Below are 24,317 nucleotides of genomic sequence, written 5' to 3' on the forward strand. Positions count from 1 at the left end.
GGAGTCAAGCGACCCCGAGACATGTTCGCGAGATGGTCTCGTAGATGGGGCCGCGGGGTGTCAACGTGCTCGAGCACAGGATGACATCCCGCACTGACACGAGCATCGAGGTGGCGTCACCGGCGAGGATCCGCTCGGCCCCGGAGAGAGCGGTCGCCGGGCATTCGAGTGGTCTGCGGGCGCGCACGAGCGTGACGTGTGCGGTGAACGGACGGGCGTCGCTGCGCTCGGAGAACGGCAGGACCGCGTCGCGAACCGAGCCCGCGAGTGCGGCGCAGACTTCTGACGGCCGCGCGGGCACCGACCACAGCATCGACGCCCGCCGAGGTCCGGGAACGGCGATGACACTGTCGAGCACCAGGGAGAACGGTTCGATACCGGCGCACGCGCGGGAGAGCGGTCCGTCGAGCTCGGCTAGATCGCTCTCCGGGACGTCGCCAAGGAACGCCAGGGTGATGTGGAGATTCTGAGGCGCGACCCAACGCTCGCCCGCCCACTCCCGGGATCCCGCGCGGATCGTCGCGCCGGCACGCGTCAGTGCTTCACGTGCCGCGTCAGGGAGCGGAACGGCGACGAAGGAGCGCACGACTCACCCGGAGGTCGTCAAGGCACGACGGAGGATGTCGAGCGCGATGACGGTCGCGTGCTCGCGTACGCGAGCACGCACGCCGCGCACCGCCCGCTGCGACGCCGATGAGCCGGCGCGGTCGCAGACCGCGAACCAGACGGTCCCGATCGGCTTCGCGGCGGATCCGCCTCCGGGCCCGGCGACACCCGTCACGGCCACGGTGAGGTCTGCGCCCAGGCGTTCGCGTGCCCCGGACGCCATTGCGGCGGCGGTCTCTCCGCTGACCGCTCCGTGCATGCTCAGGACGTCCGCGGGGACGCCGAGGATCCTGCTCTTGACCGTGTCGGAGTACGCGATCACGCCGCCGAGGAACGCCTCGGACGATCCGGGCACGTCGGTCAGGGCCGTCGCGACCATCCCCCCGGTGCACGACTCCGCGGTCGCGATGGTGGTCCCGCTGGACCGGGCGAGTCGGACGACGGTCTCGGCGAGGGTCGATCCGTCGCGAGCGAAGCAGGAGTCGCCGAGTGCGGTCTCGACGGCCGCAGCCGCTGCATCCAGTACTCCCTCCCCCACCTCATCGGCCAGGAGGACCACGTCGACGAGCCCGGGCCTTGCGAGGACGGTGAGAAGCACCCCCGGATAGGAGGCGATCGCCCGGGAAGCGCAGACCTGCGCGTCGGACTCCGTCATCCCGACGACACCCAGCACGACGCTCGGCCGGGGCGCGCCGGCGCGGGACGCTAGATACGCCGCGAGGAGCGGGCGGAGCTCGTGCGGGGGTCCTGGGAGCAGAAGCAGCTCCCCTGCCGTGGTGGCGACCACCTGGGCGGGAGCGGTGCCGGCGACGGCGTCGAAGACGCGCGCGCCGTCGAGCACGTCCGCCTGCCGCAGCACCTGCGCACGCGCCGCGGCGTCCGCGTGGAGCGCGGCGGACGCGACAAGACGTTCCTCGAGGTCGGGGTCGCGAGTCACGCCGATGCCGAGCGCATCGGCGGCTGCCTCGCGCGTGACGTCGTCGTGAGTGGGGCCGAGTCCGCCCGTGACGACCACGAGTTCGTGTGCGGCGGCGAGGCGAGAGATCGCCGCGGCTATGGCTCTCCGGTCGTCGGGGACGCTCACATGCTCGACCACGCGCAGTCCCGAGGCAGCGAGCGACCTGGAGACGTGGCTTGAGTTGGTGTCGAGGCGCAGGCCTTCGGTCAGCTCGGTGCCGACGGTGACGACCGCAGCTGTCACGCGCGGGTCTCCGGCTCGCTCCACGGCCCGGTGATGATGTCCCGTGCGTGGTAGAAGTAGTCGAGCATGGAGGCGATGGTCGCCAGGAGCGCGATCGCCATGACGGTCCACGCGAGCCAGGTGAACGCGGCAGCCGCGGTGGCGCCCGCGTACGTCTCGAGCAGCGGGGAGTCCTTCACGATGAAGCCGACGATGGCGCATATCTGGAGGACGGTCTTGACCTTGCCGTACGACGAAGCCGCGATCACCCTCCCCTCGGCGACCGCGACCATCCGCAGCCCCGAGACTATGAGTTCGCGGCTGACGATGACGATGGCGATCCAGGCGGGCAGCTTCCCGAGATCGACGAGGGCGACTAGGGCGGCCGTGACGAGGAGCTTGTCGGCGAGCGGGTCGATCAGCTTCCCGAACGTCGTGACCTCGTTTCGGGAGCGCGCGAGATACCCGTCCACCGCATCGGTCGCGGCGAGCATGGTGAAGACCAGCGCCGCGAGCCAGGGTCCCCAGGTGGGCATCCTCCCGAGGAGGATGACGAGGAAGACCGGTATGAAGACCATTCGCGCAAGGGTGACGCGGTTCGCCCAGTTGAGCCGATTCAACATCCGATGACCTCGCCGAATAGATCGTAGCCGGCCGAGTCGACGATGCGTGCGCGGAGGATCTCTCCGGGCACGGCCGACGCGTCCAACGATACCACTCCATCCACCTCCGGAGCCTGGCCGCACGTGCGGCCGACGGTGGCTCCGTCCTCGTCTTCGCCGTCCACAAGCACTTCGACGACGCTGTCGACCCGCGATGCGGCGATCTCGAATCCTATGGCGTCGCAGATGTCGCGCAGGCGCTGGGCGCGCGCGGTGCGAGTCCGGTTCGTGACCTGCCCTTCCATCGACGCGGCCCGCGTGCCGTCCTCACGCGAGTACGCGAAGACGCCAGCGAAGTCGAAGCGCGCCGCCCGCGCGAAGTCCTCCAGTTCCCGGGCCTCCGCACGGGTCTCGCCTGGGAACCCCGCGATGAACGTCGTGCGCAGCGCGGCGCCCGGGAGGGCGTCACGGACGTGCTGGAGGAGATCGAGGTAGCCCTCGCCGTCGCCGGATCGCCCCATGCGTCGCAGCACCGAGCGCGAAGCGTGCTGCAGGGGGATGTCGAGGTACCGGCAGACCGACGGCACGCTCGCCATCGCGTCGAGCAGGTCTTCCGTCACTCCGTCCGGCTGGAGGTACATGAGACGCAGCCGGTCCAGGCCGTCCACGCGGCCGAGGTCGCGCACGAGTCCGGACAGGCGTCCGGCGCCGGGAAGGTCCCGTCCCCACGCGGACACGTCCTGCCCGACGAGCACGAGTTCGCGCGCACCGCTCTCTACGAGGACGCGCGCCTCGGCGAGGATCTCGCGCGACGACCGGCTCCGATAGGGGCCGCGGATGGCGGGGATGGTGCAGTACGCGCATGCGCGGTGGCAACCGTCCGCGACCATGAGGTACGCGACCGGTCCCGACGCGGTCCGCACGGGTCCGGCAGATGGCTCGGCCGCGATCCCGGTGAGGCGTTCGATGACGTCGAGGAGGCCCGCCTCGCCCGCGACGGGGACGAACGCGTCGGCCTCCGGCAGGGCGGTCTCGAGCTCGCGTCCGTAGCGGGACGGGAGGCACCCCGCCACGATGACGTGCCTTCCCCGGCGCGCGGCACGCCATATGACGGCGAGCTCCAGAGCCCGCTCCACGGACTCCTCGACGGCCTCCCGAACGAAAGCGCACGTGCTGAGGACGATGACGTCGGCGTCGTCCGCGTCGGCAGCTATCCCGTAGGCCGAGGCTGCGACCGAGGCGGCCATGCGGTCGGCGTCGACCTCGTTCTTCGGGCAGCCCAAGGTCTCGAAGGCGACGCGGACCGTTCGCACGTCGGGCTCAGCGGTAGTTCGTGAACTGGAGCGGGATGCCGTAGTCGGCGGCCTTGAGGAAGGCGATGACCGCTTGGAGTTCGTCACGGACCGGGCTGAAGACCCGCAGCTTCTCACCCTCTATCTGGACCTTCACCTTATGCTTCGCGTCGCGGATGTCCTTGTTGATGCGCCGCGCTATCTCGACGTCGATGCCGTTGATGACCGTCGCCGCGGACCGGACGGTCGAACCGGCCGCGGGCTCGGTCTTCCCCCACTGGACCGCGGCGAGGTCGATCCCGCGGCGGACGAGCTTGGTGGAGAGGACGTCCACGACCTGGCGAAGCACGAAGTCGCTCGGGGCGTGGACGGCGATGGTGCCGTCATGCTTGTCCAGTGCGACGGTGGAGCCCGTGTCCTTCAGATCGTAGCGCTGCGTGATCTCCTTCATGGTCTGCTGTACGGCGTTGTCGGCCTCCTGCAGATCCACGTTCGAGACGACGTCGAAACTCTGATCCTTGGCCATATGCGACCTTCCCTCGGTGGGCGGGTTCAGGGCGCCGCGGTGAGAGTGACCTGAGAGATGCCCGCGGAGGACGGGACCTTGACGAGCTCGCCGTCGCGGCTCACCGACACGGCGCTCGGGCGTCCCACGCGGACGTTCGCGCGGCTTGTGACCTGCCACTCCTTGGCGGCCGGTCCGTCGAGCGTCCCTTCGTATGCTTTGAGGCCGTCGACCGTCACTCGCAGCCAGGAAGCCTGGCCTTCGGCGACGTCGATGCGAAGGGTGAACGGCTCACCCGGCACGACTTCTCCGCTCGCGTCCGTGGACGCGGCGGGAGCCGGAGACGGCGAGCCGGTGGCTGCCGGAGACGCCGAACCGGTCGGCGTCCTGGGGATGGGCGGCACGGTGGAGGTGCGCCGGGTGAGCCGCCCGCCTCCCCAGATGAGCAATGCGACCACGAGAACGGTGCCGAGGATGGTCGCCCAGGTGCGCAGCGGCATGTAGTGCGCTTCGGCGCGCCTCGGCATCACCGGTTCGGGCAGCCGGATGGTCTCCCCCTCGCGCTTGCCGCCGCCTTCGGCGCGGTAGAGCTCGAGCAGCGGGGCCGCGTCGAGTTCCAGGAAGGCCGCGTAGCTCTGGATGAAGCCCTTCACGTACGCTGCGGTCGGGAGCTCGTCGTACCGGCCGTTCTCGAGAGCCTCGAGGAGGCGGGCACGGATACGTGTCGCAGCGGCCGCGTCGGCGAGGCTTCTCCCCCGTCGGCGGCGCTCGTCCGCAAGCGTCTGTCCCAGCGTGCTCATGCGGGCATTCTACCCCAACGGCCCTTCTACCGGGTCAGTCTTGCTCGCGGTCGCGACGCTCGAACGCCTTGACGGACTCGAGTCCCTCGATATCGACGAGGACCTCGCGAGGTTTGCTCCCATCGGGCGCGCCGACGATGCCCTTGCTCTCGAGCATGTCCATCATCCGGCCCGCGCGAGCGTACCCGACCTTGAGACGGCGCTGGAGGAGCGAAGTCGAACCCAAGCTCGACGTCACGACGATGTCCGCAGCCTCCCAGAGCAGCGGGTCGTCGTCTCCGCCGTCGATCTCGCCTGATGACCCTGGGGTGGCTACGCGCAGGTGGAGTATCTCCTCGTGGTACTCGGGTTCCGACTGACTCCGCAAGTGGGCGACGACCTGCTCGATCTCTCCCTCGGACACGTACGCGCCCTGGATGCGCTTCGGCTTCGGCCAAGCCGGCGTGGAGAACAGCATGTCGCCGAGGCCGACGAGCTGCTCAGCGCCGTTCTGGTCGAGGATCACGCGAGAGTCGATGCCGCTGCCAACGGCGAACGCGATCCGGTGGGTGATGTTGGTCTTGATGAGTCCGGTGATGATGTCGGTCGACGGGCGCTGCGTCGCGACGATGAGATGGATGCCTGCGGCGCGAGCGAGCTGTGCGAGGCGGCAGATGGAGTCCTCGACCTCCTTGGCGGCCACCATCATGAGGTCCGCGAGCTCGTCGATGACGATGACGATGTACGGCATCGCCTCGGCGCCTTCGGGGGCCGTTCCCTCGTGGACGGCAAGGTTGAACTGGGCGATGTTGCGCGCGCCGGCGCCTTGGAGGCGGCGCAGGCGGGACTCCATCTCCTGGACGGCCCACGCGAGTGCCGACGCCGCTTCCCGGGGCTCGGTGACGACGGGCACGTACAGGTGCGGCACGCCGTTGTAGAGCGACAGTTCTATGCGCTTGGGATCGATGAGGATGAGACGCACTTCCGCGGGAGTCGCTCGCATGAGTATGGAGACGAGGAGCGCGTTGATGCAGACCGACTTGCCCGTTCCCGTCGACCCCGCGATGAGCAGATGCGGCATCGCCGCGAGGTCCGCGAGGACCGACTCGCCGGACACGTCCTTGCCGATGCCGAGGAGCAGAGGGCTCAAGCGTTCCGCGAAAGCGGGAGCCGCGAGCACGTCCCCTAGCGTGACCGTCGAGCGCCGTTCGTTGGGCACCTCGATGCCGATGTAGCTCTTCCCCGGGATGGGGGCGAGGATGCGGATCGTGGGAGCGGCGAGCGCCAGGGTGATGTCGTCCGCGAGAGCGGTGACGCGGTTGACCTTGATCCCCTTGGCGATCTGGACTTCGAACATCGTCACCGTCGGTCCCGCGATCCAATCGACGACCCGGGCCGCGATGTCGAAGGTGGCGAGCGTCTGCTCGATCAGCGCCGACGTCTGCTTCTGCTCTGCGTCAGAGGTCTTGTGCGAGGCCGGCAACTGAGGGCTTCGGGCGAGCAGGTCGGACCGCGGGAGGTCGAACCCCTCCATCGCCATGGGAGCGACGACCCGCGTGGTCGGCAGCGTCTTGCGCCGCGCCTCCGGGTCGGTCTCCTCTTCCGCGTCCCCGCGAGCCTTGCGTCTCGCTGGAGGAAGCGGCCCGGCCTCCGGCTCCAGGTCCTCTAGCGGGACGGTGCGGGTGCCGCGGCGTGCGGAACGCTCGGGTGTGGCGGTCGACGGCGCGGGTCGGTGGATGAGGGAGCCGACGCGGCCCACCAGCCCCGCGACGGAGAGTCCGGCGACCACGAGACCGATCAGCGAGGCGGCGGTGAGGGTGACATAGGCTATCGCGGTGCCGAGCAGAGAACGCAGGGCCCACGCGACGCCCGCGCCAGCCCAGCCTCCGTGCGTCATGAGGGAGTCGCGCTCCCACTGGAGGGCGGGATCGACGCGCAACGCGACCATGGCGACGACCGAGAGCGCCACGAGGGCGATCCCGCCTCCGACGCGGGCCTCGTCGACGTCCCAGCCGCGCACGAAGAAGCTCACTCCCCACAACAGGATGCCGACGGGTATGCCGAAGGCGCCGACGCCGAAGCCGAGCCTCATGGCGAGGGACACGTATCGCGGGATGACGGCCGTGGACGTCGTCAGGACACCGATGAGGAGGGCGATCGCGAACGCGCACAGCGCGATGCCGCAGATCTCGCGTCGCGCGTCGGTCGCGAGGGAGGAAGGGGTCCGCGGGCGGGCCGCGCGGCGGTCGGAGACGCGCGTTCGGGCCATCGTCTCCCCCTCTCAGCCGATGTGCGGGAACCCGAGCAGGATGACGCCCAGGACCGCGGTATATGCGGCGAACACGTAGAGGGGCGCTCGCTTGACGACGGCGAGCAGACCCCGTATCGAGAGGTATCCGGCCACTCCCGCAGTGGCGAAACCGGCGACCGATGCCGAGGCGCCCGGCAGGGTGTGGGCCCCGGAGAGAAGGTCGAGCGCGTCCTTCGCGCTCGCGAGCGCGATGATCGGTATCCCGAGGAGGAACGAAAAGCGAGCCGCCTGCGAGCGGTCGAGACCCGCGAACATGCCGCCCGCGATCGTGGAGCCCGAGCGCGAAAGGCCAGGGAGGACGGCCGCTCCCTGGAAGAGAGCGACCATCGCGAGCTTCGGCCACGACATGCCCTCGGGCCCGTCGAGGCGTGATACGCGCGCGTGGAGGGATTCGGCGAGCGCGAGCAAAGCGGCGGTGCCGAGGAACCACACGCCGACCCACCTCAGATCCGCCGCCATGGGCTCGACCACCGGCGCGATCGAGAGAGCGACGGCCCCACTCACGACGGTGCCCGCGAGAAGAAGGCCGACCAGGCGACGGTCACCGGCGCGATCGGGCCCCCAGGGAGGGACGATCGAGGCGACGAGGCGGGAGATATCCGACCGGAAGTAGACGAGCATCGCGAGGAGCGTGGCGCCGTGGAGGAAGACCTCGAACGCAAGGCTCGGGCGCAGGCGCATGAAGGCGTACGCGAGAGCGAGGTGACCGTCCGACGAGATCGGGAGGAACTCCGTGATGCCCTGGACGGCACCGAGGACGATAGCCTGGAGGACTCCCACGGGGTCAGACCTCCATGACGATGGGGATGATCATCGGTCGGCGCCGTATCCGCTCCCACATGAACTGCGAGAGCGATTCGCGCAGTGCGCGCTTGACGACGCCGTGGTCGGTGACGCCCTCCCTGGAGGTCTTGGCGAGAGCCTTGTCGATGCGTGCGCGCATCTCGTCGACGAGTTCCTCGGAGCCTTCTCCGAATACGACGCCGCGCATGACGAGCTCCGGATCGCCCATGACCTTGCCGGTCTGCGTGTCTATGGCGACGACGATCATCGCGATGCCGTCGCTGGCGAGCAGCTGACGGTCACGGAGGACGACCTGCCCGACGTCGCCGACCGAGAGTCCGTCGACATAGACCACGCCGCTCGGCACGTGTTCGGCGATCTTGGCGCCGCCGGATGCGGTGAGCTCGAGGACCTGTCCGTTCTCGAGCACGAAGATATCGCGGTCGGGCATGCCCATGCCCATGGCGTGCGCGGCATGTGCGCGGAGGTGACGGGTCTCGCCGTGGACCGGAGCGAAGTACTTCGGCTTCACAAGGTTGAGCATGAGTTTGAGCTCCTCGGCCGCGCCGTGACCCGAGACGTGGACGTCCGCCACGCCCTTGTGCAGGACGGTCGCGCCGGCGCGGAAGAGGCGGTTGATGACGCGGCTCACGGCCTTCTCGTTGCCCGGCACCGGTGACGCGGATATGACGACCGTGTCGCCTGCTTGCACGGTGACCGTCTTGTGGTCGGCGTTCGCCATGCGCGCCAAGGCCGACAACGGCTCGCCCTGGCTCCCGGTCGAGAGGACGACGATGCGGTCCGGGGGAAGCGAGCCCATGTCGTAGGCGTCGAGGATGTCGGAGTCGTCGATGTGGAGATAGCCCAGTTCGCGGGCGATGCGTGTGTTGTTGATCATCGAGCGGCCGGTGACGACCACCTTGCGGCCGCATTCGACGGCCGCGTCGCAGACCTGCTGGATGCGGTGGATGTGCGACGCGAAGGAGGCGACGATGATACGCTGGTCGGCCTCGCGGAAGAGCCGGCGAAGCGTGCGGCCGACGTCCGCCTCCGGCCGCGTGTAGCCAGGCGTCTCGGCGTTCGTCGAGTCGGACAGCAGTAGCAGCACGCCCTGGCGGCCGGCCTTCGCGAGCGCGGCGAAATCGGTCTGCCTGCCGTCGATCGGTGTCTGATCGAACTTGAAGTCGCCGGTGTGCAGCACGTTGCCGACGGGGGTGTGGACGAGCACGGCCAATGCGTCGGGGATCGAGTGGTTCACCTGGATGAAGTCGAACCCGAAGCAGCCGAGCGAGACGTGACTGCCCGCCTTGACCTCGCGCAGCTTCGTGCGCGTGATGCGGTGCTCCTCGAGCTTGACGCCGATGAGGCCGAGCGTGAGGCGGCTTGCCAGCACCGGGACCGGCCGCGGGAGGTCGCGCAGGAGGTAAGGGACGGCTCCGGTGTGGTCCTCGTGACCGTGCGTGACGATGATGCCGCGCAGCTTGTCTGCCCGCTCGACGACGTAGGAGTAGTCGGGCAGGAGGAGGTCGACGCCCGGGCTGTCGTCGTCGGGGAACATGATCCCCGCGTCGATCACGACCATGTCCTCGCCGTACTCGAAGACGGTCATGTTCTTGCCGATCTCGTCGAGCCCGCCGAGAGGGATGATGCGCAGGCGGCGTTCCTCGACTTCGGCCTTGGGTTTGGCGCGCGTCATCCGATGACTCCGAGGCGGCGCAAGACGTCGGCGAGAGACGCGATCTGATCCGGCGTCGCCGGGACGAGCGGGAGGCGCACGTCTCCCACGGGGAAGCCGGCGAGTTCCAGGGCCTTCTTCACCATGATCGGGTTGGACGTGAGGAAGAGAGCCTTGAACAGGGGCATCAGCTCGAGATGGAGTCTGAGCGCGCGAGTGTGTTCGCCCGCGGCCTGACCGTGGACCATCTCCGAGATCTGGGGGCCCGCCACGTGGCTCGCTACGGAGATCACGCCCGTCCCGCCGAGACCCATCATCGGCAGCGTCATCTCGTCGTCGCCCGACAGGACCTCGAAGCCTTCAGGGGCGCCGTCGATGATCGCGGCGATCTGTGTCAGGTCGCCGCTCGCTTCCTTCACGGCGACGATGTTCTCGACGTCGCGGGCGAGCCGCAGCGTGGTCTCGGCGGTCATGTTCACGACGCAGCGGCCTGGGATGTTGTAGAGGATGACGGGCACGTCGACGGCCTCGGCGATCGCGCGGAAGTGACGGTACATGCCCTCCTGGGGCGGCTTGTTGTAGTACGGGACGACGGCCATGATGGCGTCCACCCCGAGCGAGACGACCTTGCTCGCGAACTCCACGGAGTCGTCGGTGCAGTTGTCGCCGGCGTTCGCGATGACCGGGCCCCTACCGCCGACGGTGTCCACGACGGCGCGGAAGAGCTCGAGTTTCTGATCGTAGAAGACCGTGGGCGACTCGCCGGTGGTCCCGCAGACGACCAGCGCTTCGCTCCCCTGCTCGAGGAGCCGGTGGGCGAGTTCCTGCGCCCGCGGCAGGTCGAGACCGCCATCCGCAGCGAACGGTGTGACCATGGCCGTGATGAGTCGGCCGAAACGTGGCTCAGGCATCATCGTTTCCCCCTTCGGCGAGGCCGAAGGCCTCGTGCAGCGCGGCGACGGCCGCACGTCTGTCATTCTGACACACGAGCACTGAAATCGTCGTGTGCGAGTCGGCGGACTGCAGGATGGAGACGTCCGCCGCGGCGAGAGCTTCGACGACGCGCGCCATGACCCCCGGGACGCCGTGCATGCCGCCTCCGACGAGCGTGACTTTCGCCAGACCGGGCTCGATCCCGTACGGGAACCCCAGCGCCTCGAGCATCCCGCCGGCTGACTCCATATCGGCTTCGCAGACGGTGAAGACCAGGTCGTTCTTGCAGGGAGTGAACATATCGAGGCTCAAGCCCGCGTCGGCCATCGCGCGGAAGACACGCGCCTGAGCGTCCATGTACGCGGCGCCGGCGGACTCCGAGGGCAGGGCGACCGAGATGCGGGCCACGCCGTCGAGGTCGCAGACGGCGGTCGCTACGGACGCACCGCGGCGCGCCGAGATCTCCTCGGCACGGGAGACCAGTGTGCCCGGAGCCGACGAGCGCGGGTCGCGGACCCACACGGGAACGCCCGCCTCCATGGCTATGCGCGCGGCAGGCGCGTGCACGATCTTTGCTCCGTGGCGGGCCATCTGGAAGAGCTCCTCGAACTCGACGGCGCTCAGGACCCTCGCTTCCGCGCAGGAGCGCGGGTCGGCGGTCATGACCCCCTCGACGTCTGTGTGTATCTCGACGGAATCGGCGTGCAGGGCGGCGCCGATCGCACAGGCGGTCGTGTCCGAACCTCCGCGTCCGAGCGTGGTGACCTCGCCGTCGGCGGACGTCCCCTGGAATCCGGCGACGACGGGCACCAGGCCCGCGGCTACGGCGGCCGAGAGCGGCGCGGGATCGACGGCGATCACCGTCGCGTCTCCGTGACTCGCGTCGGTCAGGATCCCAGCGGCGGCTCCGGTGAAAGCTCTTGCGGGGACGCCGTGGGCGCGAAGTCCGTGGGCGACCACGACCGCGGAGACCACCTCACCGCACGAAGCGAGGAGATCGCGCTCGCGCGCGTCGGGAGTCATGCCGTCGAGGAGCGCGAGGAGCGTGTCGGTGGAGTACGGGGCGCCCGCGCGGCCCATCGCCGAGACCACGACGACCGGGCGCGCCTGCGATGCGATGGTCGCCGCGACGCAGCTGGCGAGGGCGGCTCTGCCCGACGCGTCCGCGACGGAGGTCCCGCCGAACTTCTGCACGACGATGCGGCCGGTCGTTCCCACGCGCTACCCGTCCAGCAGTGCGTCGAGGCCGATGACGAGGCCGGAAAGGCCGCCTACGTTGCGGATAGCGAGGACCACGCCGGGCATGAAGCTCGTCCGGTCGATGGAGTCATGACGGATGCTGAGTGTCTGGCCGGGTCCTCCGAACAGGACCTCCTGGTGGGCGACGAGGCCTGGGAGTCGCACGGAGTGGACGGGGACATCGTCGACGAAGGCGCCCCGGGCTCCCTCGGCCACCTCGGTCTCGCGACCCGGTACGGACGGTATCTCGGTCCGGGCGGCGGCGATCAGGGTCGCCGTGCGCATCGCGGTCCCGGATGGGGCATCGAGCTTGCGGTCGTGGTGCAGCTCGATGATCTCCGCGTGAGGAAGGAATCTAGCGGCCTCCTCTGCGAAGCGCATCATGAGCACGGCTCCGATCGCGAAATTCGGGGCGTAGAAGAGACAGACTCCCGCCGGAGCGCCGTCCGCGAGACCCGCGAGCACGTCGGCGCCGACTCCCGTGGTACCGACGACGCAGTCGACGCCCGAGGCGAGTGCTTCGCGGACGTTGGCCTCGACCTGCGAAGCCTGGGTGAAATCGACGAGGACGTCCGGGCGCGCGGCGAGGGCCGCGGAGAGATCCCCGAGCACCTCGACGGCACCGCCATGTCCGTCCTCGACGGTCGTGCCGGCTCGGGCGGGATCGACGGCAGCGACGACCGTCATGTCGGATTCCGAGCTCACGGCCTTGATGACCTCGCGACCCATGCGGCCGGCGGCTCCCGTGATGGCGATTCGCAGCATGCGGATCATCCCCTCCCCTGTCTCTGTCTCAGTCGAGGAAGTGCGCGACTTCCTCTTCCGCGAACGGTCCGATGATAGCGAGGACCGGCGGAGACGATAGAAGTCCGTCACCGAGACGTCGAACGTCGTCGAGGCCGACGGCGTCCACGCGTTCGACCAGTTCGTCGAGGGAGAGTGTCTCGCCGTGCGTCACCTCGCTCTTACCGAGCCGGGTCATGCGGTTGCGCGTCGACTCGAGTCCGAGGACCAGCTGCCCCTTTATCGACTCCTTCGCCCGGTGTAGCTCCTCCGCGGTGACGCCGTGCTCGCGCACGCGGTCGACACCCTCCCGGATGAGTCCCACGACCTGCTCGGCGTTGGCCGGGCGCGTGCCGGCGTAGACGACGAACTGGCCGGTGTCCGCGTACAGGCTGTGGTAGGAGAAGACCGCGTACGCGAGCCCCTTCTTCTCCCGGATCTCCTGGAACAGGCGTGACGACATCCCGCCGCCGAGGACCGCGTCGAGGATGCTGAGGACGAAGCGGTCCTCGTGGCGCGCGTGAAGACCCGCCACGCTCCAGCAGATGTGCGCCTGCTCCGTGTCCTTGGTGAGAAGGGCGAGGCGCGGTTCGACGACCGCCTCGGACGCGACGCGCGGAGTCCGAGGCCCGGCGGGCAGCGAGAGACGGGCCTCGACGGCGGCGACGAGCTCGTCGTGGTCGACGGCGCCGGCGGCGGCCACGACCGCGTTGCCCGACACGTAGTGGTCCGTCTTGAAAGCGCGTGCAGCTGACGAATCGAAGCCGCCGACCGTGACGGTCTCGCCGAGGACGGGTCTGCCGATGGGATGCGTCGGCCACAGGGCGCCGGCGAGAAGCTCGTGGACGCGGTCGTCGGGGGTGTCCTCGTGGCGTGAGATCTCCTCGAGGACGACCTCGCGCTCGGAGGTGCACGCATCTTCGGCCAGCGAGGCGTCGACCGCCATGTCGGCTAGGACCTCGAGAGCCGCCGGGACGTGCTCATCGAGGATGCGAGCGTAGTAGCAGGTGTACTCCTTGCTGGTGAAGGCGTTGAGCTCTCCGCCCAGGCGGTCGAAGGTCTCGGATATCTCGGCCGCCGTCCGCGTGGGAGTGCCTTTGAAGAGCATGTGCTCGAGGAAGTGGGACATACCGCCCTCGGACGGCACCTCGTCCCGGCTCCCGACCTGGAACCAGATCCCGAGGGCGACGGAGCGAACGGCGTCCATCGCCTCTGAGAGGACGGTGACGCCGTTCGCTAGGACGGTCTTCTCGAAGAACATGCGCGTCGTGTCTACTGCCGACGGCGAGGCCTGCGGTCGCCGCCGGGATGCGGGGCACCGGCCCCGCCCGAGGGACGGTCACCGTGGCGCTCGCCCGTGCCGCCGCCACCGGAGGACGGCGGCGCTTCGGGCTTGTCGATCCGGTCGAGACTCACCTTGCCGCGGTCGTCGATGTCGAGGATGACCACCTCGAGCTCGTCGCCCACGTTGAGGACGTCCTCGACCTTGTCGACGCGGCCCTTGGCGACGCGGGAGATGTGCAGCAGTCCGTCGCGGCCGGGGTAGAGTTCGACGAAGGCGCCGAACGCCTGGATCCCCACGACGCGTCCGTGGTAGCGCTCGCCGATCTCAGGCTCCTTGGTGATCATCTGGATGCGGCGCACCGCCTCCTCGCCGCCCTTGTCGCGCGAAGCGATGTAGATGGTGCCGTCGTCGTTGACGTCGATGTCGGCGCCCGTCGCCTCGATGATGCTGCGGATCATCTTGCCGCCTGGGCCGATGATGTCGCGGATCTTGTCGACGGGGATCTTGATGGTGATGATGCGCGGCGCGTACTCGGAGAGCTCCGCGCGCGGCTCGGCGATGGCCTCGAGCATCTTCGAGAGGATGAACGCGCGGCCTTCCTTCGCCTGCATGAGGGCCTTGCGGAGGATGTCGAGCGAAAGCCCCTTCGCCTTGTTGTCCATCTGGAGCGCTGTGATGCCTTCGGACGTTCCCGCGACCTTGAAGTCCATGTCGCCGAGGAAGTCCTCGAGGCCCTGGATGTCGGTGAGGATGGCGACCTGGTCGCCTTCCTTGATTAGTCCCATCGCCACGCCGGAGACCGGCGCCTTGATCGGGACGCCGGCGTCCATCAGTGCGAGCGTCGATCCGCAGACCGAGCCCATCGAGGAAGAGCCGTTGCTCTCGAGCACCTCGGAGACGATGCGGATGGTGTACGGGAAGTCCTCCTCCGCCGGCACGACGGGGAACAGTGCGCGCTCGGCGAGGGCGCCGTGGCCGATGTCGCGGCGTTTGGGGCCGCGCATGAAGCCGGTCTCGCCCGTCGAGAAGGGCGGGAAGTTGTAGTGGTGGAGGTAGCGCTTGCCCTCGGCGACGTCGATGGTGTCGATGCGCTGCCACTCGGAGAGCATCCCGAGCGTCAGCACGGACAGGACCTGGGTCTGTCCGCGGGTGAACAGGCCCGATCCGTGGCTGCGCGGCAGGTAGGCCGCTTCGCACGTGACCTGGCGGACCTCGTCGAGCGCTCGTCCGTCGGCCCGCTCCCCCTCGTCGAGGACCATGGCGCGCATCGTCTTCTTCTCGAGCTGCTTGAGCAGGATCTTCACGTGCTTGCCGGAGACCGCGAGATCCTCTTCGGCGAACGTCGCGAGGACCTGCTTCTTGACCTCGGCGACGGCGTCCATCCGGGCGTGCTTGTCCGGGTTGTGCAGCGCTTCGCGCATCATCTCCTGGCCGGCCGAGAAGACTCTCTCGCGCAGCTCCTCCGACGGTATGTTGAGCGGGAACTCCATCGGCGTGATGTCGAGGCGCGACAGGAAGCGCTCCTGGACGGCGCAGAACTCGGCGATCGCCTTCTGGGCGAACTCGAGCGCGTCGAGCATGTCTTCTTCACAGACCTCCCGCGCGCCCGCCTCGACCATGTAGACGGCGTCGGGAGAGCCGGCGACGACGAGGTCGATGTCGGAAGCCTCGGCCTCCTCGAAGGTGGGGTTGACGAGCCATTCACCATCGCCGGAGCGCGCGATGCGCACACCGGCGAGCGGGCCTTCGAACGGTATGCCGGCGGCCATGAGCGCTGCGGACGCGCCCATGATAGAGATGACGTCGACCGGATGCACCTGGTCCGCGGAGAGGACCGTCGCGATCACCTGGACGTCGTTGCGGAAACCGTCCGCGAAGGCCGAGCGGATCGGCCGGTCTATCATGCGTGCCGTGAGTATCGCCTTCTCGCTCGGACGCGACTCACGCTTGATGAAACCGCCGGGCAGCTTGCCCGCCGCGTACATGCGTTCCTCGAAGTCGACCGTGAGCGGGAAGAAATCGAGATCCTTCGGGTCCTTGCTCGCGGTCGCCGTGACGAGGACCATCGTGTCTCCTTGACGGACCACCACGGCGCCGCCGGCCTGCTTCGCGAGTTCCCCCGATTCGAGCACGTAGTCCCTGCCGTACAGTGAGAAGCTCTCAGTTACCTTTCCCATCCTCATCCTCTTCTTCCGCCGCGGCCCCGTGCCGCGCGCGTCGCGGGGCGGCCTCTTCATCCACCCCTGTATATGCTCGAAAGCGGGGAAGTCGAGCTCCCCCGCTTTCGCGGCAGTCGTTCCGTGCGGACGCTAATTCCGCAATCCGAGCTTCGCCACGATGGCGCGGTAGCGCTCGACGTCGCTCTTCTTGATGTAGTTGAGCATCCTGCGGCGCTGCCCGACGAGCTTGAGCAGCCCGCGACGGCAATGGTGGTCGCCTTTATGCAAGCGCAGATGCTCGGTGAGGTCGCGGATGCGCTGCGTGAGCAGGGCGACCTGCACTTCCGGCGACCCGGTGTCGCCGGCGTGCGCCTCGTGGTCCGCGATGATCGCGGCCTTGGTGTCCTTGGCCAACGGCATGCTCGTCTCACCTTTCCCTATGTGTCCGCCACCGTCCGAGAGAGGCGTCGGTGATCCGCCGGTCCCAGATCGGGGTATCCGTGCAACCGTCGCATCATACCACACGCTGTCGCACGGCACGTATGTCGTCGAGGATGGCGCCGGTCAGGTCCGCGGTGTGCTCGAACCTGCGCTGGTCGCGGAGTCGTTCGAGGAACTCCACCGTGACCTCGGCGCCGTAGATGTCCCCCACGAAATCGATTATGTGCGCCTCGAGGAGGTCGTGCGCCTGCGGGAACGTGGGCGGCACGCCGACCGAGATCGCGGAGGGATAGACGCCGCCGGCGAGATGGACTCTTCCGGCGAAGACGCCCGCGCCCGGCAGCGCCGCGTGCGCGGGGACGGAGATGTTGGCGGTCGGGACGCCGAGGGCCTTCCCCGCCGCCCGGCCATGGACGACCGTGCCGCGGACGCGATGAGGACGAGCCAGCAGCCGCGCCGCGCCGACGACGTCCCCGGCGGCGACCAGGCCCCGGATCCGCGTCGAGCTGACCGGCAGCCCGCCGTCCTCGACCAAGCGGTGCGCGATCACCGTGAATCCCGCGCGCGCGCCGAAGCGCTCGAGCGCGGCGACGTCGCCGGAGGCTCCGCGGCCGAACCTGAAGTCGTGACCCACCACGACCGAGACAGGGTCGAGAGCGTTGGAGAGCACATCGGCGAGGAACGCGTCGGGAGCCATCGAGGCGATGCCCGTGTCGAACGGGATGACGAGCACCGTTCCCGGGGACAGGGCGGCGAGCTCGTCGAGCTTGTCGTCGAGTTCGAGGAGCTGAGGGGCGGCGCGGTCGGGATCGACCACACGATCGGGATCCCGGTCGAAGGTGACGACGATCGAGGCCACACCCTGGACGTCAGCGATGGCGACCGCGTCCCTGACGAGGGCGGCGTGACCGACGTGCACCCCGTCGAAGACCCCGAGGGCCACGACGGCCGGACCGAGCGAGGCCGAAGCGGGCGACCAGGTCAGAAGGCGGGCGCTCACGCGGCCTCCTCGGGGAAGACCGCCTCAGCGCGCAACGCGTCGTGCGCGACGAGATAGACCGCCTTGAGCCTTCTGTCGCAGAGGACGGCGACCCGCTCGCCATCACCGACGTCCTCGGCCGCCGAACGTGGGAGGGCGCGGCCGTTCCCGACGTCTGCGGGATCGCCCTCGACGGACGGAAGCCCGAGAGCCGTGACCGGGTCTGCGAACAAGGAGGCGAGCCGCCCGGCGCCAGCCGCGTCGATGACCGACCGGAGGGTCTCGGCGGCCTCGACTCGCAGCGGTCCCGAAGCGGTCCGCCGCAGCGCTGCGAGGTGCGCGACGGTCCCCGCCTTGCGGCCCAGGTCGCGTGCGAGCGATCGGACGTACGTCCCCTTCGAGACGTCGAAGGCGACGTCCCAAGAGTGCGAGAGCGGGTCGACTTCGAGGATCTGCGCGTCGAACACGGTCACGTCTCTGGGGGCGAGATCGACGACGCCGCCGGCGCGGGCCACCCGATGGGATGCGCGCCCGGCGATCTTGATGGCCGAGTACGCGGGAGGGACCTGCCGCGATGCGCCGAGCATCGAGGCGAGAACGTCTCGTGCGCTGGCGGCATCGAAGAGGGCGTCGGGGACGGGAGCGGTCTCCACGGCGTCGCCTTCCGCGTCATCCGTGTCCGTCGAGACGCCGAACACGATGCGCGCCTCGTATCTTTTGCGCGCTGCAGTGAGGTAGGGAGCGAGACGCGTGTACGCCCCGATGAGGACCACGAGGAGTCCGGTCGCGGCCGGGTCGAGGGTGCCGGCGTGTCCGACACGGCCCTCCCCTGTCGCCTGACGGACCGCGACGACCACGTCGTGGCTCGTCATCCCGGCGGGCTTGTCGACGAGGAGGAGGCCGCATAGGCCGGTCGAGCCGCGCCGCACGGGTCAGGCACCTCCGCCGGGAAGACGCGGGAGCAGGCGGGCGAGGAGCGCCTCTCGGCACCCGTCCCATGTCAGGCCGGCGGCGGCCGCGTGCCCGCCGCCTCCGAGGGAGCGGGCCGCCGCACCGACGTCGGCATCGCTCTTCGCGCGAAGATTCGCTCTCACGACGCCGTTCTCTTCCTTGATGAGCACGACCGCGTCGACTCCCTCGATCATGCGGATGTCGTCGATGAGCCGGTCCGCATCGTCGGGACACGCTCCGGTGTGGGCGAGATCGCTGTCCTCGATCCAGGAGATGGCGACGCGGCCGTGGTTGACCAGCGAGAGCCGCGAGAGCGCTACGGCGCTCAGTGCGAGGCTCGCCGCGGAGCGCCGTTCGTAGATGCGGGAGGCTACCTCGCGCGGGTCGGCGCCCGCGTCGACCATGTCGGCGGCGGCGCGTAGCGCTCCGGCAGTCGTGTTCCCGTACTGGAAGCGGCCCGTGTCCGTGAGGATGGCGGTGTACAGGCACGTCGCCACGCCCGAGTCGGGTGACACGCCGAGCTCGGGCATGAGGGCCCAGAGCATCTCCCCGACCGCGGACTTGTCTGGATCGACCCACCTGACGTCTCCGAAGCCTTCGCCGTCGGGATGGTGGTCGATGACGACGCGGACTCGCGCGTCCTGTGCGAGTCCGCTCGCCGCGCCGAGCCGGTCGAGCACCGGGGTGTCGAGAGCTACGAACGTGTCCGGTGGCTCGAGGGACGAGGCTGGCTCCACGGTCGAGGCTCCAGGCAGCCATGAGTACATGTCGTGTACCGGCCCGTCGTCCGCGAGCGTGGCGACGCAGGGCACGCCGGCCGCGCGCAGCGCGAGGGTGAGACCGAGCACCGACCCGAGCGCGTCCCCGTCGGGGTTCACGTGCGCGCAGACGAGGATCGAGGTCGCGGACCTCAGCGCCGCGGCGACGGCGGACGGAGAGCCGTTCACTCGTCGGCCTTCGACTCGTCCCCGTCGCGAAGACCCGGCGGCACGTCGAGCAGCGCTCGCTCGATCCGCATGCCCTCGTCGACGGAGGTGTCGAGGTGGAAGCGCAGCTCGGGGACGTACTTCATGGCGACACGTGCCGCGAGAGCCGAACGCAGCCTGCTCCTCGCCGACGCGAGCCCCTGGAGCATCGCCTCGTAACGCTGCTCGTCGCCGTGGGCGACGACGTATACGTCGGCGTAGCGCATGTCCGGGCTCACCTCGACCGCAGTCACCGTCACCAGGACGAGGCGAGGGTCACCCACCTCGTCCGAGAGGATGGAGCCGAGCGCTTCGCGGACGTTCTCGTTGAGACGCCGCGTGCGAGGTGTGCTTCTCACGTCGTCACTCCGTGCGGGCGACCTCGACCGTGCGGTAGGTCTCGATCACGTCGCCCTCCTTGATGTCCTGGAAGCCCTCGATGCCGATACCGCACTCGTAGCCGGCTTTGACGGACTTCACGTCCTCCTTGAACCGGCGCAGCGAATGCAGCTTGCCGTCGAAGACGATCGCGCCCTGGCGGACGACGCGGACCTGGTCGTCGCGCGAGACCTCCCCTTCCTGGACCACGCAGCCGGCGATGACGCCGACCTTGGGGATCCGGAAGAGCTCGCGCACGTCGACGCGAGACGCGTCGTGTTCCTCGAACTTCGGCGCTAGCATGCCGACCCGTGCTGCGGTGATGTCCTCGATCGCCTGGTAGATGACCCTGTACAGACGCATGTCGACCTTCGTCTGGTCGGCGAGCACCTTCGCTTTCGGCTCGGGGCGCACGTTGAAGCCGATGACGATGGCGTCCGATGCGTCCGCGAGCATGATGTCGGTCTCGGTGATGCCGCCCACGCCCGAGTGGAGCATGTTGATGCGCACCTCGGACTGGTCGATCTTCTCGAACGCGTCGGACAGCGCTTCGATCGAGCCCTGGACGTCGGCCTTGACGACCAGGTTGAGGTCCTTGATCTGGCCCTCCTGGATGCGAGCGAAGAGGTCGTCGAGAGAGACGTGCGACTTGCGCTGGTGGGCGACGAGGCGCTGCTTGAGCGCGCGTTCCTCGGCGATCTGGCGCGCTGTCCGCTCGTCCGCGACGACTCGGAACTCGTCTCCTGCGCTAGGAAGCGCGGCCAACCCGACGATCTCCACAGGATCGGCGGGCGCGGCTCCGACGACCGTGTCGCCTTTGGGATCGACGAGCGCCCGGACACGGCCGTGCGCGAGCCCGGCGACGACCGCGTCGCCGACCTTGAGGGTGCCGCGCTGGACGAGGACGGTGGCCACGGGACCGCGGCCTCTGTCTAGCTTCGCCTCGATCACCACGCCGCTCGCGGGGGCGTCGGGGTTCGCCTTCAGCTCCTGGACGTCGGCCACGAGCAGGATCATCTCGAGCAACTCGTCTATGTTGAGGTGCTTCTTCGCAGACACGTCGACGAAGACGTTGGAGCCTCCCCATTCCTCGGGGATGACGCCGTGGTCGGAGAGCTCCTGGCGGACGCGGTCGGGGTTCGCCCCGTCCTTGTCGATCTTGTTGACGGCGACGAGGATCGGCACGCCGGCGGCCTTGGCATGGTCGATCGCCTCGACCGTCTGCGGCATGACGCCGTCGTCGGCGGCCACGACCAGCACCGCGACGTCGGTGACCTTCGCGCCGCGAGCACGCATGGCGGTGAACGCCTCGTGTCCCGGCGTGTCGATGAAGGTTATCTGCTTGCCGTTCTTGCGCACGACGGACGCGCCTATGTGCTGCGTGATGCCGCCGGCCTCGGTCGCGGCCACTCCGGTCGAGCGGATCGCGTCGAGCAGGGACGTCTTCCCGTGGTCGACGTGACCCATGACCGTGACGACCGGGGGACGCGAGACGAGGTCGTCGGGATGGTCCTCGATGACGCCGGTGATCTCCTCCTCCGGAGTGACGACCTTGACGGTCCAGCCCAGATCCTCCGCGAGTATCTCGATCGTCTCGCGGGACATCGGCTGGTTGACGGTCAGAGGCTCGCCGAGGAGCATCAGGCGCTTGATTATCTCGCCCGGAGCGAGCGACACCGCGGCGGCGAACTCGCCGACCGTGGTGCCCTCGGTGAGAGTCAGGGACTCACCCGTCGCGACAGGCGCGTCGTGGGCGGGCGTCTCGGTGCCGGTCGCTACGCCCGCGACGGCCGCCTCGCGGCGCCCTGAGGGCTTCTTGCCGGTCTTGCGCTTGGACGGACCGCCCGTCGCGGCCTGGGCGGCGATCTTCGCGGCCTCTGCGAGGATGGTCGGGGCCGCCTGCTTGATGGCCTGTTCGGCCTCGAGCGCCATGCGACGGTACCGCTCCGCTTCTTCCTGCTCTATGCGCGTGGCCTCGGCCTTTGCGATGTCGGCCGCCTTCCGCGCTTCGCCCTCGGCCTCCTGGCGTGCGGCTTCCTCCGCTTCGCGCTTGGCGGCCTCTTCTGCGCGTCGCGCGGCCTCCTTGGCCTCCTGGCGCTCGCGCTCTTCGTCCTCCGCCGTGCGCGCGGCGAGCTCGGCGGCCTTCCGCTCTTCCTCGGCGAGTCGGAGCGCCTTCTCGTCCGCTTCGCGCTTCGCGGTCTCCGCCGTCTCGCGCCGGATGCGTTCCGCCTCCATCTGGGCCTGACGCTCGGCGATCTCGGGGCCCAGCGCCTTGCGGATCTTGTCGACATAGGCGTCGACCAGCGTCGACGCATGGTTCTTCGCCGGTATCTTCATCTCCTGGAGCCGGTCGAGCAGCTCCTTGGAGGTCATGCCGAACTCTTTCGCGAGTTCGTGCACCCTCATTGCGGGCATCGCGTCACCGTCCTCGTCGTCAGCGCCATGTCATGCCTCTATCAGGCGCTCGAACTCTCGGCGCAACCGCTCTACATCTTCTTCGCGCAACGTGACGCGGAGCGCAGCGGTGAACCTCTTCCTGGACACGGCGCGCTCGAAGCACGCCGACGTGCGGCACACGTACGCGCCTCGGCCGTTCAGCTTCCCGGACGGATCCACGGCCGTATCGCCGTCGCCCATGCGCACGAAGCGCACGAAGTCCTTCTTGTCGCCGCTAGTCGCGCATGCGACACAGGTCCTCACCGGTGGCTTGCGAGGCTTCATGCGTCCTTCGCGGCCTCCTTCTCATGCACGCCGCAGTAGACGCTGCCGGGCCGTGCCTTGTTGCGGCAGCGCACGCCGGTGCTCGTGACCGCGACACAACGGCCGTCGGTCTCCTCGATGGCGGCGCCACCGGCGCCGCCCGCAGCGAGCGCGAGTCCAGCGTCGAGCGCCTGGGATGTGTTCTTGATGTCGATCCGCCACCCGGTCAGCTTCGCCGCGAGCCGGGCGTTCTGTCCCTCCTTGCCGATGGCGAGGGAGAGCTGGTCATCGGGGACGATCACGGTCGCGGTATGCTCGGTGTCGGAGACGATGACCGAGTTCACCTTGGCGGGAGAGAGGGCGTTCGCCACGAACGTCGCGGCGTCGTCGGACCAGGGCACGACGTCGATGCGCTCGCCGCGCAGCTCGCCGACGACCATCCGGACCCTGCTGCCCTTGGGCCCCACGCAGGCGCCCACCGGGTCGAGACCGGGCTCCCTCGATGCGACGGCGACCTTGCTGCGAAGCCCCGGTTCGCGAGCGACGCCCTTGATCTCGACGATCCCGTCGTAGATCTCGGGGACCTCCAATTCAAAGAGCCGCTTGATGAGGCCGGGATGGGTGCGCGAGATGGTTATCGGCGGTTCGGTCGTCGTCTTGCGGACGTCGATGACGAACGCCTTGAGGCGCTGGTTGTGGTCGTAGCGCTCGTTGGAGGGCTGCTCGGTGTGAGGCAGCAAGGCCTCGACGCCCTGCCTGAGCGAGACCAGGGTGTAGCGCGCGTCGGACTGCTGGACGATGCCGGTGACGATGTCGCCGATGCGGTCGGCGTACTCCTCGAAGATCTGCTCTCGCTCGGCCTCGCGGATGATCGAGAGTATCTCCTGCTTGGCGGTCTGGGCGGCCATCCTCGAGACGTCCGGAGGCGTGATGTCGCGGTCCTCGAGGACCGGTTCCTCCTCGGTGCCGCCGACAGGGACCTGCTCGTAGACGTGGATGCGTCCATCATCGCGCTCGATAGAGACGCGTACCTCGTTCTCGAGGTCGAGGAGCCGTTTGTATGCGGCGGCGAGCTTCTTCTCGAGCCGGTCGAGTATGAGGTACTGGTCTATGCCCTTCTCGCGCTCGAGTTGGCGCAGGGCTTCGATGAGTTCGGAACTCATGAGCGTTCCCCGCTCCCTTCGTGTCCGATCGTGATGTCAGCGCGCAGACGAGCTTTCGCTATGTCGGCGTGGAGCAGGCGGACGGCGCCGCCATCGACCTCTAGGACTATCGTGTCTCCATCGACGGCGGCGATGCGCCCGGTGTACGTGCGTCGTCCGGCGTGGGTCTCCTTCGTCGAGACGACGGCGCGGCTCCCGGTGAAGCGCGCGAAATCGACGATCGTACGCAGGGGCCGGTCGAGTCCGGGCGAAGAGACCTCCAGCGTGTACGGCCCGCTGCTGCCGGGATCGGCGTCGAGAGACTCCCCTATCCACCCGTTCGCCGCGGCGAGCGTGTCGACATCGATGCCGCCCTCGCGGTCGAGGAAGACGCGGACGATCCTGCGTCCGTGGCTGCCGGCGAGCTCGACCCAGACCAGCTCGAGGCCGCGCGCGACCGCCTCCGGGGAGAGCAGCTCGATGATCCGTTCCACAGTGTTGACCGCCACAGTCCCCGACCTCCTTCCAGAACAAAAAAAGCGGGGGTCAGCCCACTTCTCGCGAGGACACGCATCTTTCGACAACGATGGATTCTACCACAGCCCGGAACCTGGTCAAACACGGTGCGA

General features: G+C 68.9%; 23 protein-coding genes. All 23 read right to left on the reverse strand.

From position 1 onward, the window contains the following. Positions 1-4 precede the first annotated feature (4 nt). Positions 5-586: an RNA 2',3'-cyclic phosphodiesterase gene (gene thpR / locus WC971_01905; GenBank protein MFA5843568.1), complete on the reverse strand. Its 582-nt coding sequence runs from the start codon at positions 584-586 to the stop codon at positions 5-7. A 3-nt stretch (positions 587-589) separates the two neighbouring features. Then, the gene (locus WC971_01910; protein MFA5843569.1) at positions 590-1,807 is read right to left on the reverse strand and encodes a nicotinamide-nucleotide amidohydrolase family protein; all 1,218 of its coding nucleotides are present in this window, start codon (positions 1,805-1,807) and stop codon (positions 590-592) included. Continuing rightward, a complete protein-coding gene (pgsA, locus tag WC971_01915; protein ID MFA5843570.1) occupies positions 1,804-2,409 on the reverse strand; it encodes a CDP-diacylglycerol--glycerol-3-phosphate 3-phosphatidyltransferase in 606 nt (201 codons plus the stop codon). Before pgsA ends, WC971_01910 begins: the two co-directional genes overlap by 4 nt. Further along, a complete protein-coding gene (rimO, locus tag WC971_01920; protein MFA5843571.1) occupies positions 2,403-3,701 on the reverse strand; it encodes a 30S ribosomal protein S12 methylthiotransferase RimO in 1,299 nt (432 codons plus the stop codon). The genes pgsA and rimO overlap by 7 nt, the downstream gene beginning before the upstream one ends. A 7-nt stretch (positions 3,702-3,708) precedes the next feature. Then, positions 3,709-4,206: a YajQ family cyclic di-GMP-binding protein gene (locus tag WC971_01925; GenBank protein ID MFA5843572.1), complete on the reverse strand. Its 498-nt coding sequence runs from the start codon at positions 4,204-4,206 to the stop codon at positions 3,709-3,711. A gap of 26 nt (positions 4,207-4,232) precedes the next feature. Beyond that, positions 4,233-4,985, reverse strand: a complete 753-nt coding sequence (locus WC971_01930; protein MFA5843573.1) for a RodZ domain-containing protein — start codon at positions 4,983-4,985, stop codon at positions 4,233-4,235. 34 nt (positions 4,986-5,019) lie between these two features. Next, positions 5,020-7,233, reverse strand: coding sequence for a DNA translocase FtsK 4TM domain-containing protein (locus WC971_01935; protein ID MFA5843574.1), 2,214 nt, complete (start codon positions 7,231-7,233; stop codon positions 5,020-5,022). A gap of 12 nt (positions 7,234-7,245) precedes the next feature. Then, entirely contained in the window at positions 7,246-8,055 is an 810-nt protein-coding gene (locus WC971_01940) for an undecaprenyl-diphosphate phosphatase (GenBank protein MFA5843575.1), read from the reverse strand. Positions 8,056-8,059: 4 nt separating this feature from the next. After that, the gene (locus WC971_01945) at positions 8,060-9,754 is read right to left on the reverse strand and encodes a ribonuclease J (GenBank protein ID MFA5843576.1); all 1,695 of its coding nucleotides are present in this window, start codon (positions 9,752-9,754) and stop codon (positions 8,060-8,062) included. Beyond that, positions 9,751-10,644 carry a 4-hydroxy-tetrahydrodipicolinate synthase gene (gene dapA / locus WC971_01950; GenBank protein ID MFA5843577.1) on the reverse strand — a complete coding sequence of 298 codons (894 nt, stop codon included), beginning with the start codon at positions 10,642-10,644 and terminating at the stop codon, positions 9,751-9,753. The genes WC971_01945 and dapA overlap by 4 nt, the downstream gene beginning before the upstream one ends. Beyond that, positions 10,637-11,884 carry an aspartate kinase gene (locus tag WC971_01955; GenBank protein ID MFA5843578.1) on the reverse strand — a complete coding sequence of 416 codons (1,248 nt, stop codon included), beginning with the start codon at positions 11,882-11,884 and terminating at the stop codon, positions 10,637-10,639. Before WC971_01955 ends, dapA begins: the two co-directional genes overlap by 8 nt. A 3-nt stretch (positions 11,885-11,887) precedes the next feature. After that, positions 11,888-12,670: a 4-hydroxy-tetrahydrodipicolinate reductase gene (gene dapB, locus WC971_01960; GenBank protein ID MFA5843579.1), complete on the reverse strand. Its 783-nt coding sequence runs from the start codon at positions 12,668-12,670 to the stop codon at positions 11,888-11,890. 28 nt (positions 12,671-12,698) lie between these two features. Then, positions 12,699-13,949: a pitrilysin family protein gene (locus WC971_01965; protein ID MFA5843580.1), complete on the reverse strand. Its 1,251-nt coding sequence runs from the start codon at positions 13,947-13,949 to the stop codon at positions 12,699-12,701. 11 nt (positions 13,950-13,960) lie between these two features. After that, on the reverse strand, positions 13,961-16,150 hold the full coding sequence (locus tag WC971_01970) for a polyribonucleotide nucleotidyltransferase (GenBank protein MFA5843581.1): 2,190 nt from the start codon (positions 16,148-16,150) through the stop codon (positions 13,961-13,963). A 132-nt stretch (positions 16,151-16,282) separates the two neighbouring features. Beyond that, a complete protein-coding gene (gene rpsO, locus WC971_01975) occupies positions 16,283-16,552 on the reverse strand; it encodes a 30S ribosomal protein S15 (protein MFA5843582.1) in 270 nt (89 codons plus the stop codon). A 94-nt stretch (positions 16,553-16,646) separates the two neighbouring features. Beyond that, positions 16,647-17,573, reverse strand: a complete 927-nt coding sequence (gene ribF, locus WC971_01980; GenBank protein MFA5843583.1) for a riboflavin biosynthesis protein RibF — start codon at positions 17,571-17,573, stop codon at positions 16,647-16,649. Then, positions 17,570-18,481 (reverse strand): tRNA pseudouridine(55) synthase TruB, encoded by a 912-nt coding sequence (gene truB, locus WC971_01985; GenBank protein ID MFA5843584.1) that lies wholly within the window; start codon positions 18,479-18,481, stop codon positions 17,570-17,572. The genes ribF and truB overlap by 4 nt, the downstream gene beginning before the upstream one ends. A gap of 3 nt (positions 18,482-18,484) precedes the next feature. Further along, a complete protein-coding gene (locus WC971_01990) occupies positions 18,485-19,450 on the reverse strand; it encodes a DHH family phosphoesterase (GenBank protein MFA5843585.1) in 966 nt (321 codons plus the stop codon). Further along, the gene (gene rbfA, locus WC971_01995) at positions 19,447-19,827 is read right to left on the reverse strand and encodes a 30S ribosome-binding factor RbfA (protein ID MFA5843586.1); all 381 of its coding nucleotides are present in this window, start codon (positions 19,825-19,827) and stop codon (positions 19,447-19,449) included. Before rbfA ends, WC971_01990 begins: the two co-directional genes overlap by 4 nt. Before the next feature lie 4 nt (positions 19,828-19,831). Continuing rightward, positions 19,832-22,261, reverse strand: coding sequence for a translation initiation factor IF-2 (gene infB, locus WC971_02000; GenBank protein ID MFA5843587.1), 2,430 nt, complete (start codon positions 22,259-22,261; stop codon positions 19,832-19,834). Between the two features lie 30 nt (positions 22,262-22,291). Beyond that, positions 22,292-22,567 (reverse strand): YlxR family protein, encoded by a 276-nt coding sequence (locus WC971_02005; protein ID MFA5843588.1) that lies wholly within the window; start codon positions 22,565-22,567, stop codon positions 22,292-22,294. After that, positions 22,564-23,709: a transcription termination factor NusA gene (nusA, locus tag WC971_02010; protein MFA5843589.1), complete on the reverse strand. Its 1,146-nt coding sequence runs from the start codon at positions 23,707-23,709 to the stop codon at positions 22,564-22,566. The genes WC971_02005 and nusA overlap by 4 nt, the downstream gene beginning before the upstream one ends. Continuing rightward, entirely contained in the window at positions 23,706-24,197 is a 492-nt protein-coding gene (gene rimP, locus WC971_02015) for a ribosome maturation factor RimP (GenBank protein MFA5843590.1), read from the reverse strand. Before rimP ends, nusA begins: the two co-directional genes overlap by 4 nt. Between the last annotated feature and the right edge of the window lie 120 nt (positions 24,198-24,317).

The sequence above is a fragment of the Coriobacteriia bacterium genome (assembly GCA_041658765.1).
Taxonomy (GTDB): Bacteria; Actinomycetota; Coriobacteriia; order Anaerosomatales; family JBAZZO01; genus JBAZZO01.